General features: G+C 38.0%; 14 protein-coding genes. 5 read left to right on the top strand and 9 right to left on the bottom strand.

Annotated features, from left to right (window positions below; translation table 11 throughout):
- Positions 1 to 53 precede the first annotated feature (53 nt).
- Positions 54 to 605: a cytochrome b gene (locus L3V46_RS12165; RefSeq protein WP_004721181.1), complete on the bottom strand. Its 552-nt coding sequence runs from the start codon at positions 603 to 605 to the stop codon at positions 54 to 56.
- A 224-nt stretch (positions 606 to 829) separates the two neighbouring features.
- Between L3V46_RS12165 and L3V46_RS12160 the strand changes: the two genes are divergently transcribed.
- Both L3V46_RS12160 and rnhB read left to right on the top strand, forming a co-directional pair.
- On the top strand, positions 830 to 1,207 hold the full coding sequence (locus L3V46_RS12160) for a hypothetical protein (RefSeq protein ID WP_004820799.1): 378 nt from the start codon (positions 830 to 832) through the stop codon (positions 1,205 to 1,207).
- A gap of 249 nt (positions 1,208 to 1,456) precedes the next feature.
- On the top strand, positions 1,457 to 2,026 hold the full coding sequence (gene rnhB, locus L3V46_RS12155) for a ribonuclease HII (protein WP_004820802.1): 570 nt from the start codon (positions 1,457 to 1,459) through the stop codon (positions 2,024 to 2,026).
- Positions 2,027 to 2,104: 78 nt separating this feature from the next.
- On the opposite strand, the gene csrA is transcribed toward rnhB, so the two are convergent.
- From csrA to L3V46_RS12130, 5 genes are all read right to left on the bottom strand, one after another.
- Complete coding sequence (gene csrA, locus L3V46_RS12150; RefSeq protein WP_004721174.1) at positions 2,105 to 2,356, bottom strand: carbon storage regulator CsrA; 252 nt, start codon at positions 2,354 to 2,356, stop codon at positions 2,105 to 2,107.
- A gap of 242 nt (positions 2,357 to 2,598) precedes the next feature.
- A complete protein-coding gene (locus tag L3V46_RS12145; RefSeq protein ID WP_004721171.1) occupies positions 2,599 to 3,879 on the bottom strand; it encodes an aspartate kinase in 1,281 nt (426 codons plus the stop codon).
- A gap of 63 nt (positions 3,880 to 3,942) precedes the next feature.
- Positions 3,943 to 6,636, bottom strand: coding sequence for an alanine--tRNA ligase (alaS, locus tag L3V46_RS12140; protein ID WP_171500393.1), 2,694 nt, complete (start codon positions 6,634 to 6,636; stop codon positions 3,943 to 3,945).
- A gap of 243 nt (positions 6,637 to 6,879) precedes the next feature.
- Entirely contained in the window at positions 6,880 to 7,656 is a 777-nt protein-coding gene (locus L3V46_RS12135) for a hypothetical protein (RefSeq protein WP_239045806.1), read from the bottom strand.
- 29 nt (positions 7,657 to 7,685) lie between these two features.
- Entirely contained in the window at positions 7,686 to 8,489 is an 804-nt protein-coding gene (locus tag L3V46_RS12130) for a hypothetical protein (RefSeq protein WP_239045805.1), read from the bottom strand.
- Positions 8,490 to 8,625: 136 nt separating this feature from the next.
- On the opposite strand from L3V46_RS12130, the gene L3V46_RS12125 reads away from it, so the two are divergent.
- Both L3V46_RS12125 and L3V46_RS12120 read left to right on the top strand, forming a co-directional pair.
- Positions 8,626 to 9,648: a type I glyceraldehyde-3-phosphate dehydrogenase gene (locus L3V46_RS12125; RefSeq protein WP_239045804.1), complete on the top strand. Its 1,023-nt coding sequence runs from the start codon at positions 8,626 to 8,628 to the stop codon at positions 9,646 to 9,648.
- A gap of 83 nt (positions 9,649 to 9,731) precedes the next feature.
- Positions 9,732 to 10,028, top strand: coding sequence for a hypothetical protein (locus L3V46_RS12120; RefSeq protein WP_096733926.1), 297 nt, complete (start codon positions 9,732 to 9,734; stop codon positions 10,026 to 10,028).
- Positions 10,029 to 10,078: 50 nt separating this feature from the next.
- Here the strand turns inward: L3V46_RS12120 and L3V46_RS12115 are convergent, their stop codons facing one another.
- The gene (locus L3V46_RS12115) at positions 10,079 to 10,378 is read right to left on the bottom strand and encodes an AzlD family protein (protein ID WP_004721162.1); all 300 of its coding nucleotides are present in this window, start codon (positions 10,376 to 10,378) and stop codon (positions 10,079 to 10,081) included.
- A complete protein-coding gene (locus L3V46_RS12110) occupies positions 10,375 to 11,118 on the bottom strand; it encodes an AzlC family ABC transporter permease (RefSeq protein ID WP_105712859.1) in 744 nt (247 codons plus the stop codon). Before L3V46_RS12110 ends, L3V46_RS12115 begins: the two co-directional genes overlap by 4 nt.
- Before the next feature lie 151 nt (positions 11,119 to 11,269).
- Here L3V46_RS12110 and L3V46_RS12105 point away from each other — a divergent pair, with 151 nt between their 5' ends.
- Positions 11,270 to 11,731: an Lrp/AsnC family transcriptional regulator gene (locus L3V46_RS12105; RefSeq protein ID WP_081401519.1), complete on the top strand. Its 462-nt coding sequence runs from the start codon at positions 11,270 to 11,272 to the stop codon at positions 11,729 to 11,731.
- Here the strand turns inward: L3V46_RS12105 and L3V46_RS12100 are convergent.
- Entirely contained in the window at positions 11,717 to 12,301 is a 585-nt protein-coding gene (locus L3V46_RS12100; RefSeq protein ID WP_239045803.1) for an RNA 2'-phosphotransferase, read from the bottom strand. The two genes, L3V46_RS12105 and L3V46_RS12100, sit on opposite strands and share 15 nt — an antisense overlap.
- Positions 12,302 to 12,327 lie beyond the last annotated feature (26 nt).

Here is a 12,327-nt window from a genome sequence, read left to right as displayed (position 1 = left end):
AAAAAAGCACACCGTTTTGATGTGCTTTGCTAGATTTTTTAATTTATATTCGACTAACCTTGTCGTGTCATACTTTTCAATACATTGTCTTTATCAATGAAATGGTGTTTGAGCGCAGCCAGAACATGTCCGACAAGAAGTAAGCCTGCAGCCCATGAAATATAAATATGCAAAGGTTTTACAATCGCTGTTAAATCGGGGTTATCTTGTACAAGTCTTGGAATCTCAAATAAGTACAATACAGGCACGGGATGACCAGCACTCCAGCTAAATAAACACCCTGTGATTGGCAATGCCAATAACATGAAATATAAACCCAAGTGACCTAAATGAGCCAAAGTTTTCATCAATGGTGACATGGTTTCAGGTAGTTCAGGTGCAGGGTGAGTGTAACGCCAAAAGATACGGATAATCACCAAAAAGATAATCACCGATGCAATATTCTTATGTAAGGTAATGACATCACCTTTAAACGGCCCATCGACATCATAGCTTAAAAAATTGCCACTATAAAAACCAATGACCCAAGCGGTAATAAAGATGATTGCCATAATCCAATGCAACCATTGTGCTGTCCTTGTATAGTATTGTGATTTTTGTTGCATGACACAGATTCCGATTTAATTTAGTGCTTATAATATGGATTTTATTAAAAGAAATCAGTTCTAAAAATTCAACGTATTGTTTTAAATTTGCAACGCTTAAAGCAATAATTGTGAAATATTTATCCATTTAGCGTCTAATGATGTGATTATTCAAATTTTTAGTTTAATCCAAGTATAAGTTTAGGCAAAATAGCCCAGCTTTATCTCATAAAAAGGAAAAAATTGTGAAAAAACGCGTTGTCTTTCTTGCTTCAATCGCTTTAGCTCTATCGGCTTGCGCGACCAATGACCCAACAGGTGCTGCAGCAGCGTCAACAACTCAGCAGTTAGGTGGTGTTGCGCTTAAAATTGCGATCAATGCGAAATGCACAACTGAACTGAATAATTTACCTGCTTGGAAGACTGCAACAAAAGTCATGACTGCAGATCAGAAAAACAATGTACAAAGTGAAATTTGTGGTTGTGTCAGTGAAAAAGCACCACAAAGTGTCAGCACGGTAGATTTGGCAACAGCTGCTTTAGACCCTCAAGCGCGTGCTACGATTGTTTCAAATGTGGTGACAAAAACAATTAATGCATGTGTTGCGGAAGCGATGAGATAATTGCATTAAAGCATCAAAGGCATATGAATTTATTGATACAGATTTTTCTATATTGATAAATTCATGGTCTTAGGAGTGATGCTGTTTTCTTTATATGGCGTCATTCACGCGAAGCAAAATATTCTAAATTTTGATCAGCCGATTGAATTTATGTACAAAGAAAAAGGCTTTCAATCTGTCATCATCTCAAGATGATGATGTATAAACTCAGATAAAACCTGTTGAGCTTCTTTTATGATAGGAAAGAAAATGTTAGTTGCTGGTGTAGATGAAGCAGGACGAGGTCCATTGGTTGGCTCTGTGGTCGCGGCTGCAGTAATTTTAGATCCAAACAAGCCAATTCAAGGCTTAAATGATTCTAAAAAATTAACTGAAAAAAAACGTGAAAAGTTATTCATTGAAATTCAGGAAAAAGCGATTGCTTGGGCAATTGCTGAAGCAACACATCAAGAAATTGATGAGCTGAATATTTTACAAGCTTCATTATTGGCGATGCGACGTGCTGTAGAGGCACTTAAAACTGTACCAGAACATGTGCTTGTAGATGGCAATAAAGTTCCTAAAGGCTTAAGCATGAGCTGTGATGCTGTTGTAGGCGGGGATGCTTTACATGCTGAGATCAGTGCGGCAAGTATTTTGGCCAAAGTAACGCGTGATCATGAAATGGTTGAATTAGACAAGCAATATCCGCAATTTGGTTTTGCAAAACATAAAGGTTATCCAACCAAAGCACACTTTGAAGCCATTGCTGAACATGGTGTGATTGATCAACATCGTCGTAGCTATTCACCAGTCAGAAAAGCACTAGGTCTTGAATAAAACGGATGATGTTTTTACTGATCAATAAAAATTTAAAGCGGCTTAAAAGCCGCTTTAGTTTCCAAAACCACTATAATCTTAACGATTATAGGTGTTTTGCGAATTATCATCTTCAAAAGAAGGTTGATAATCTTGATCAATATGTTGCAAATGCTCGTGCATAGCACGCTCATGTTGAATACGTTGATAAATTTCTTCGCGATGTACAGAAACTTCTTTTGGGGCATTTACACCAATACGAACTTGGTTGCCTTTAACACCAAGCACAGTAACACTGACTTGATCCCCAATCATCAAAGTTTCTCCGACACGGCGGGTCAGAATCAGCATGTTTATCTCCTTGCTTAAACGCTAAACCTGCGATGAATTTCTAAAAACTAGAAAACACAACTTTAAATAGCACCGATAATTTTAACAGAATAATGTGACAAGTTTTTCATTTTCACATTGCTCTATTGAAATTTCTCTAAAACCTCAAAACTAATATAACAGAGCCACTATAGAAAACACTATAGTGGCTCTGATTTTTTCTTGGTCAAAACAGCGAATAAGTAGCTATATTTGATCAAAAATTATGCACGCGCACTCGATTCGCCATGTTCACGGTCTAAACCGAAGGCTGTATGGAGTGAACGAACTGCAAGTTCTAAGTAATTTTCTTCAATAATCACAGAAATTTTGATTTCAGAAGTCGAGATCATCAGGATATTAATCCCTTCATCTGCAAGTGCAGTAAACATTTTACTTGCAACACCTGCATGAGAACGCATACCTACGCCAACAATTGACACTTTAACAATGTCATCACGCGTAGCAACTTCACGCGCACCAATCGCTGTAGCCGTTTCTTCTAGGATTGCTTTGGCTTTTTTAAGTTCACCACGATTCACGGTAAAAGTGAAGTCAGTTGTGCCATCTTCTTCAACGTTTTGGATGATCATATCCACTTCAACGTTTGCAGCACCAATAGGCGATAAGATTTTAGATGCAATACCTGGTTCATCAGGTACACCTAAAATTGTTAATTTAGCTTCGTCACGGTTAAATGCGATACCAGAAATAATTGGCTGTTCCATATTGTCTTCCGCTTCAGTAGTGATTAGTGTTCCGACATTGTTTTTGAAATCTTCGTCGAATGCGCCATCATTGTCATTATCAAAACTTGATAATACGCGTAAAGGCACTTGGTATTTTCCTGCAAATTCAACAGAACGAATTTGCAATACTTTAGAACCGAGAGATGCCATTTCAAGCATTTCTTCAAATGAAATGCGATCAACTTTTTTTGCTTTAGGTGCAACACGAGGATCAGTGGTATAAACCCCATCCACATCTGTATAAATCTGACATTCATCTGCTTTTAATGCTGCAGCAAGTGCAACACCAGAAGTATCAGAACCGCCACGGCCTAAAGTTGTTGTATTGCCATCAATGTCGAAACCTTGGAAGCCTGCAACTACAATGACACGACCTGCATCCAAATGATTTGTCATCACATCTGTATCAATAGATTCGATACGGGCTTTGGTAAACGCGCTGTCAGTTTTGATACCAACTTGGCGACCTGTGAGTGACTTAGCTTCAACACCAATTGAATTGAGCGCCATTGCTAACATTGAAATCGTTACCTGTTCACCCGTAGACACCATTTGGTCTAGTTCACGAGGATCAGGGGTTTCGGTAATGGCTTTCGCTAAAGCCAATAAGCGGTTTGTTTCACCACTCATTGCGGATACAACCACTACAACCTTGTGGCCGTGGTCATGCCAACGCTTTACACGACGAGCAACATTTAAAATGCGCTCGGGAGTACCCATAGAAGTACCGCCATATTTTTGAACGATTAATGCCATAGTTGTTCCATATAAGCCATGACCCTAATCGGCATTAGGGTCAGTTACACAAAAGGTGAAGTATTATTTTTGAGCAAGCCAAGCAGTTAAATCTGCCATCACTTGTTCAAACTTCTCGTTTAGTGGCGCGCCACCTTGTGCTAAGTCAGGTTTACCACCACCTTTACCACCAAGCTCAGTTGCTAAGTGTTTGATGATGTCACCCGCTTTTAGATTTGCAGTGAAATCTTTAGCTACAGATGCGATAAGACTAACTTTGTCACCTTCTACAGCCGCAAGCACAATCACTGCATTATCTAATTTTGATTTGACACTGTCATGAAGATGACGAACAGACTTCGCATCTTGTCCTTGAACTGTGGCAATAAGTGTTTGGCGACCCGCAATTTCCGTCACTTGACTGATTAAATCAGAGGCTTGGAAATTCGCCAATTTTTGATTCAATTGCTCAATTTGTTTTTGCAATTGATGTGCTGTTTCTAGCGTTGATTGAACTTTTTCAACAGTTTGATCTTTCTGTGCTTTTAATAAATCGTTGATATGCAAAATGTCTGCATCAAATTTTTGAACGATTTCAAGCGCTTTGGTACCCGTAACAGCTTCAATACGACGAACACCTGCTGCAACACCACTTTCAGAGGTGATTTTAAACAGACCAATATCGCCAGTACGTTTTACATGGATACCACCACAAAGTTCGATAGAGAAATTTTTCTCATCTTGGATTGAACCCATAGAAAGTACACGAACTTCATCACCATATTTTTCACCGAACAACATCATTGCGCCTTTTTCTTTTGCAGCATCAATGTCTAAAAGTTCAGTAGAAACGGCGGTGTTTGCAATTACTTCGCGGTTTACAATACGTTCAACCTGTTGAATTTGTTCAAATGTCACCGGTTGGTCATTGGCAAAGTCAAAACGTAAAATGTCAGAAGCGACCAAAGAACCTTTTTGTTGTACGTGCTCGCCCAATACTTGACGTAGAGCAGCATGTAAAAGGTGAGTTGCAGAGTGGTTGCGTGCAGTTGCTTCACGAAGATCTGCTTTTACAATTGCTTCAACATTTTGAGTCGCTTTTAGGCTTCCCATTGTCACGATACCTTGATGGACAAAAGCGCCACCAGATTTTTTAGTATCTTGAACTTCAAAAATACCAGTATCGTTTTTGAACAGACCTGTATCACCAATCTGACCACCGCTTTCTGCATAGAACGGTGTTTGGTTCAATACGATTAGTGCTTCATCGCCTTCAACGACTTCATCAACTTGTACGCCATCTTTATAGATCGCAATAATTTGACCTTGACCTTGAGTTGCTTCATAGCCATCAAACTGAGTTTCGCTATCTACTTTCACAATGCTGTTATAGTCAACAGCAAACTTGCCTGCATCGCGTGCACGTTGACGTTGTGCTGCCATTTCAACTTCAAAACCAGCTTCGTCAATTTCCAGTTCGCGTTCACGTGCGATATCTGCGGTTAAATCAGCAGGGAAGCCATAAGTGTCGTAAAGTTTAAAGACGGTTTCGCCTGGAATGGTTTTACCTTTGAGGTTGGCTAATTCACCTTCAAGCAGTTTTAAACCTTGTTCAAGCGTTTTGGCAAACAATTCTTCTTCACGAATCAAAGCTGCTTCAATCACATTACGACGTTGTTCAAGCTCAGGATAAGCAGTGCCCATAGCATCGATTAATGGTTGCAACATCTTGTAGAAGAATGTACCCGTTGCGCCCATTTTATTACCATGACGTACTGCGCGACGAATAATACGACGCAATACATAACCACGACCTTCATTTGAAGGGTTAACGCCATCTGCGATCAGGAAGCAGCATGAGCGTGCATGGTCTGCGACCACTTTAAGTGAAGCAGGGTATTCAATAGGTTTATTGTTTGCTTGTGCAGTTGCAACCGCTTCAGATGTATCAACACCAATAATTTCAGCAGCAGACTTTAATAGGTCTTGGAACAGGTCAATTTCATAGTTTGAATTGACATGTTGTAAAACAGCAGAAATACGTTCCAAGCCCATGCCTGTATCTACAGATGGTGCAGGAAGATTATGCAGTACGCCATCAGCAGTACGGTTAAACTGCATGAAAACGTTGTTCCAGATTTCAATAAAACGGTCGCCATCTTCTTCTGGTGTGCCCGGTAAGCCACCCCAAATATGATCGCCATGGTCAAAGAAAATTTCAGAACAAGGACCACATGGGCCAGTATCACCCATTGCCCAGAAGTTATCAGAAGCGTATTTTTCGCCTTTATTGTCACCAATACGGATAATACGATCTGCAGCTAAGCCAATTTCTTTGTTCCAAATGTCAAACGCTTCATCATCTGTATGATAAACAGTGGCATATAATTTATCTTTAGGGAGTGCTAACCATTCTTCACCAGTAAGGAAATCCCAAGCAAAACGAATCGCGTCACGCTTAAAATAATCACCAAAAGAGAAGTTACCTAACATTTCAAAGAATGTATGGTGACGTGCTGTATAACCGACATTATCTAAGTCGTTGTGCTTACCGCCTGCACGGACACATTTTTGCGACGTCGTTGCACGAACATAGTCACGTTTTTCTAATCCAAGGAAACAGTCTTTAAACTGGTTCATCCCTGCGTTGGTAAAAAGCAGAGTAGGGTCATTGGCAGGTACAAGTGAACTTGACGCGACACGTGTATGTCCTTGCGATTCAAAGTAGCGCAAAAATGCTTCACGTATTTCAGCAGTTGTCATAAAACGAGTACTCACAACCAAGTCACTCCTTAATTTTCGTATTGGCTAAAAGTGTGTTGCTGAGTCTGATTTTGGCGCTCAGTCACCACACGGGCTTATTTTTAAAAACGCCAAAGTATAACGGAAAATGTAGTGTCCACCAATGATTTTAAGGTGAATTATTGGTATTTCTATACATTTTCAACTTTCGTCTGGGGTAAATTTTGGTTGTATAAATTTAAAACATAGCCACATTGCCATTATCGGATTTAAGCTTGCTTAAAAAGGATCAATACTTAAAAAGTTATGATGCTGAAATTTATATACTTGACCATTAAATTTAAGCGTTTGTTGTTGCTTATATTGTTTTTTCACCGAAGTGCAGGTTTTATAGTTGGTTTTGGTCTGGTTTTTGGTTTCTTTTAAAATCATGTCCTGTAAGCCATGTGTCGTTTTATTTGATAAAATGAGAATACTTCTGACCTCTGAATTACTATTCTCTGGACAGTTTCCAATTCGTTCATCGCCGCTATCATTCATACTGATACCGCCAATTTCTTTGATGGGTTGTCTAGGATTAACTTTAAATAAAGTTAAATTACTGTGACTATAAGTGAAACCACCTTGATGCGACGATGAAGTTTCAATACCCACGACATCAATATCAGTTAATGTTGAAAAACGGGTCGTATGGAGTTTTGCTCCATCATAATGATCTGCATCTGAGTAAAAAGTTTCTGGTGCTTTATACTTTTGCAGAATTTTATGCTGAGAAGAGTCAATTAAGTATAAATTTAGATCATGTTCCATTTCATCATAAGATTTATAAGCAATCGGTTGGCTAATGGCAATCAACTGAATTTTTTGTTGATTGTCTAAATGGATACAGCTTTGATATGTTTTGGCTTCAGTATTGGCAAAACGTGGGTTGGTTAGTTTAAATTTTTGAATTAAAGAATCTTGTAATTGTTCTGAGCAAGTTTGATAAGGTGCTGCAAAACTATTTCCAGCAATCAAAAGCAATGCAGTGTTGAATACAATTTGTAATGTTTTCATGATCTAACCTTTTTTATTGCAAAATTTAATCAAATTCCAAAGTCTAAAAAACTAAGATGTTCAAAACGATATTTTTTCCCATCGAATTTCATAATATGGTTTTGTTTTTTGACGATACGGTGTGTTTTACAGTTTTTCTCATCAAGCGTTATACGTTCAGTTTTTTCCGTTAATTGAATATCTGCTAAACCATGACTTTGCTGTTTTAAGGGGTGAAGTAAAATTTGAGTCTCAGTTTGTGCATTATTTTCACATAGAGATGGTCTTTCGCCAGCTGAGTAATTCGTCCTAAATTTATCTAAAACCAATAGCATTCGTTGATTGCTGATTTTGAATAACTTTATTTCACGTATTGTATAGTCAATTCTACCTAAATGCCCATAGGTTAAGGCCAATCCAATAACATGAGTACGGGGAGTTTTAGAGTAAGGATTGATATCAAATTTTAAATTTTCAAACTGACTGGCATCTGAAGAGACGGTTTTCGGATAAGTATAATGATTTAAAATTTTTGAAGATGCGGTATCGATCAAATATAAATTTAAATCATAATCCGCAAAGTCAGATTGCATAGCAACAGGATTGCTGATTGCAATAATCTGTTGGTGTTTACTGATCGTTAAGCAGGTTTGGAATACAGGATAACGTGCATCTAAATTTTGTTGTGTGTTTAAGTTGAATTTTTGAATGAGTTGTTGAGTCAGTGTTTCTGAGCAGTTTGAATAGAGATTTTGTGCATGTGTTGGTTGTGTGTATAGAAAGGCTAGTAAAATCATGTAGTAAAGATAAAATAATTGATTTAGTTTAAAAATATTTTTAATGGATGGATACATTTATTTTTATCCTAGCTGAATCAAAAAATTATTTTTGAGAAATTTTTATGACTAAATAAAGCATATTCTAACAGTAGTCACGCTAAATCTTATAACATATAGCGCATAAAGTAGTTTGGCTGTAAAAGGACATCTGATGCAACGTGTGGCAATAAACGGATTCGGGCGAATTGGACGGAATGTATTACGCGCTTGGTTTGAAAATCCGAAAAACTTCCATTTTGAAATTGTTGCCATTAACGATATTGCAGATGTTGAAACGCTGGTTCATTTATTTAAATACGATACTACCCATGGTCGCTTTGACGGTGCAGTGAATATCGTACAAGAACATGGACAGCTTTATATGTCGATTGACGCACGACAAATTAAACTGAAAGTGCAAATTTTAAGACAAGCCAATCCTGAATTATTGCCTTGGAAAGATTTAAATATTGATGTTGTTTTAGAATGTACAGGGCTGTTTCGATCAAGAGCTGCGGCAACGCAGCATATAACAGCAGGTGCAAAACGCGTGATTATCGGTGCAGCACCTTTTGATACTGTTGATGCTGCCATTGTTTATGGGGTAAATCATCATGATGTTAAAGCTAGTGATCAAATTATTTCGGGTGTGTCATGTACCACACAGGCTTTAGTTCCTTTGGTCAAAATTATTGATGATGCATTTGGAATTGACAGTGCATTAATGACTGAAATCCATGCGGTCACTGCGGATCAATCTGTATTGGATCATGCACATCGAGATTTACGCCGCGCACGTGCTTCAGGACAAAATATTATTCCAACTACATCTTCTGCTTTGGGTGCATTAAAACAAGTCATGCCCAAAATGGAAAACCGTATTGATGGTTTTTCAATACGTGTACCAACAATTAATGTTGCCGCCATTGATTTAACATTTATTGCTAAAGCGTCTGTAACAGCTCATTTAATTAACCAAATCTTAATTCAAGCTGCAAAATATGATTATGCTGAAATTATGTCTGTCACAGATGAGCAATTGGTTTCAAGTGATTTTAATCATTCACCTTATTCACTGATTGTTGATCTGAATCAAACCATGGTCGTGGGGCAACAGGCGAAAGTGTTTGCTTGGTACGATAACGAATGGGGCTATGCAAATCGCTTGTTAGATTTGTGTGAATCATTTTATTAATCTAATATTTATCACTTTAAAATAACTTTAATGACTTGAGTTTAATCAAGACGAAGATTGACGTGTTTTGTTGGGGGTGAATGATGTTTTATATATATTTGGTTATTGTGATTCTTTATCTGGCCATGATGTTTGTGATTTGGCAAATGGGAAAGTTAAAGAAAGAAAACCTTGAATGGCTTAAGCATGTGCAGAATCATGAGCAACAGATCCATGCACAAGAGCAACATCTCAAACAGGCCTTACAAATTATGCAAGATTTGGCTAAAAAAATGCATGTACAGCAGCAAGTTTTAGACAATACCTCAACACGTTTGACTCAAGTTGAGTTTCAAAACGCTGAATTAATTAAAATATTACAGCAAAATTCAAAACCTTAATTGAGGCTTTGAATTGCATCAAGTCAGGAGTGACAGGCTATTGAGAACGTTTAAAGCATAAAGTATCTCAAGATCCCTGTTGCAATGATACTGATCAGTACAGTGGGCAATAATGAAAAATAACAAGCTGCGAACAGTGTGATGATAATTGCAATCAAGTTGGCTGGTTGATCCGTAACAAAGTAGGGTGCAATCACTGATATCAAAACACAGCCGGGGATCACCTGTAAAATTCGCGTGGTTCTTTTGCTGAGGTGTTTATTTTTTAACAGCAAATAACCTAAGATTCGAGTTAAATAGGTTGTTAATCCCACACAAACAATGGCGATGAATGTCGTCATATGAATCATTCTTCATCTCCAATCAGTAAAAAAGCAGCGATAATTCCTGAAATAGAACCAATCAATACATACCAGCCTTTGGGTAGATAATAGTAGGCCAGTGCGGCCGCGATCAGACTAATCAACCAAGGCAGTGCGGGTTTAAAGCCTTTCCACATTCCGCGTAAAAGCACCAGAAAAACTGCGGGGAATGCCATGTCAAAACCAAACTTTGTGACATCGCCAAGAAAAGAGCCAATGCCGACTCCCATCGTGGTAAAAACCACCCACATGACATATAACGCAAAACAAAGGCCGATATAAAAAAACACACTAAATCCTGCATAGGGATTTCGAGGGTTTTGTTTGTGTGCATCCGTAATGCTAAGGGCCCAACTTTCATCACACATAAAAAATAATAATGGAAGGGCTTTACGATTGGGCAAATGTCGAATATAGGGTGCTAAACTTGCACCCATTAAAATATGGCGACTGTTGACCAGAAAAGTGATCAGAATTAAAAACAACAATTGAGGAGGCTGCGTCCAAACTTCAATAATGGCGAACTCAGAACCACCAGCAAAATTGAGTCCTGTTAACAATGGAACTTCTAAGGCAGAAAATCCTTTTTGCGCTGCTTGTGTTCCTAAAACCAGTGCAAAAGGGATAATACCCAGTAGCATTGGAATAGAGGTTTTAAGCCCACGTACAAACTCTCTAAATTCAATTGAATAGGTCAGTTCAGTCGTAGTGTTCTTAAAACTTAACATGAGTCGCTCAATGGTCGCTAAAACAAGGTGATTTTTATTTTATGCCAAATGATTCGCTATATTTCGCTAAACTTGCTGCCTGTAAAATAATTTTTGCAATATTATTGCTGGAATATGTTATTTTTTAGTTTTATCTGCTAGAAATAATTTTATGAAATTGGATCAGATAGATCGGCGTATTCTGTGTGCATTACAACGTAATGGAAAACTACAAAATAATGAATTGGCAGAACAGATCGGTTTATCCGCTTCACCTTGTTTAAGACGAGTAAAGCAACTGGAGGATGAGGGGATCATTGACCAATATGTTGCATTGGTCAATCCACACAAAGTAGATCTTAGTTTGACAGTCTTTGCACGAATTTGGTTAAAGAGTCAGGATGAACAAGCGGTCAATCGATTTATCGAAAGCATTATGAATATTTCTGAAATTGTTGAATGTCAACTTATGGCAGGAGATTGTGATTTTTTCTTACGTATTGTGGTTTCTGATTTAGAGGCATATCGTAAATTCCAAATTAATCATTTAAATAAAATTCCAGGGATCCAGAATGTCAAAACTGAAATCCCTTTACAGAAGATTAAACAGACCACAGCCTTACCACTGGATTAGTTTTTTTGATTCGCTTTCGAATAATTTTAAATATTTTATCGGCACTTGTTCAGTCAACCAAACCCCATTTTCAGCACAATAAAATTGGAAACCATCTTGGTGCATCTGTTTGGTGTCTAATATGAAAATGATGACTTTGCCATGTCGTTGTCCCACTTTCTGGGCTGTGACTAAATCAGCAGATAAATGTACGTGATGACGTTCACCTGAAATTAAGCCTTTTTCTAAAATACTGTCGACAAAGCGAGTTGCTGTGCCATGAAAAAGTGTATCGGGTGGCGTAATAGCAACATACTCACGTTGAACCTGAGCACTAGAGTGACCTTGTACTGCGCGGATTTTGTTTTGATCAGGTGAAAGTTGGAAACGTTTTTTATCACTGCTTTCAACGACCTCAATCAACTCTACGAGTTTAAGCGGTCTTTTGTGTTTGATCATTTGCTGCAAAAGGATATGTACATCCGTCCAGCCTTCGGAATCGAGTTGGATTGCAATGGTTTCTGGTTGATGTCGAAGTACTAAACTTAGAAATTTACTATGTTCGCGTAATGTTTTTTCTGAAGATTTCATTTGTTATTCTTACATGATATGGATTT

The organism is Acinetobacter sp. AG3, assembly GCF_022343575.1.
In the GTDB taxonomy this organism is placed as follows: domain Bacteria; phylum Pseudomonadota; class Gammaproteobacteria; order Pseudomonadales; family Moraxellaceae; genus Acinetobacter; species Acinetobacter guillouiae.
The sequence above is the reverse complement of the archived record's forward strand: the minus strand, read 5'-3'. Positions and strand labels throughout refer to the sequence as shown.

Excerpts from the sequence above, each read along its gene's own strand:
- L3V46_RS12165 (WP_004721181.1), bottom strand. The coding sequence starts at position 605 with ATGCAACAAAAATCACAATACTATACAAGGACAGCACAATGGTTGCAT.
- L3V46_RS12115 (WP_004721162.1), bottom strand. The coding sequence starts at position 10,378 with ATGATTCATATGACGACATTCATCGCCATTGTTTGTGTGGGATTAACA.
- L3V46_RS12130 (WP_239045805.1), bottom strand. The coding sequence starts at position 8,489 with ATGTATCCATCCATTAAAAATATTTTTAAACTAAATCAATTATTTTAT.
- L3V46_RS12135 (WP_239045806.1), bottom strand. The coding sequence starts at position 7,656 with ATGAAAACATTACAAATTGTATTCAACACTGCATTGCTTTTGATTGCT.
- L3V46_RS12120 (WP_096733926.1), top strand. The coding sequence starts at position 9,732 with ATGTTTTATATATATTTGGTTATTGTGATTCTTTATCTGGCCATGATG.
- L3V46_RS12145 (WP_004721171.1), bottom strand. The coding sequence starts at position 3,879 with ATGGCATTAATCGTTCAAAAATATGGCGGTACTTCTATGGGTACTCCC.
- L3V46_RS12105 (WP_081401519.1), top strand. The coding sequence starts at position 11,270 with ATGAAATTGGATCAGATAGATCGGCGTATTCTGTGTGCATTACAACGT.
- L3V46_RS12110 (WP_105712859.1), bottom strand. The coding sequence starts at position 11,118 with ATGTTAAGTTTTAAGAACACTACGACTGAACTGACCTATTCAATTGAA.
- csrA (WP_004721174.1), bottom strand. The coding sequence starts at position 2,356 with ATGCTGATTCTGACCCGCCGTGTCGGAGAAACTTTGATGATTGGGGAT.
- L3V46_RS12125 (WP_239045804.1), top strand. The coding sequence starts at position 8,626 with ATGCAACGTGTGGCAATAAACGGATTCGGGCGAATTGGACGGAATGTA.
- rnhB (WP_004820802.1), top strand. The coding sequence starts at position 1,457 with ATGTTAGTTGCTGGTGTAGATGAAGCAGGACGAGGTCCATTGGTTGGC.
- L3V46_RS12100 (WP_239045803.1), bottom strand. The coding sequence starts at position 12,301 with ATGAAATCTTCAGAAAAAACATTACGCGAACATAGTAAATTTCTAAGT.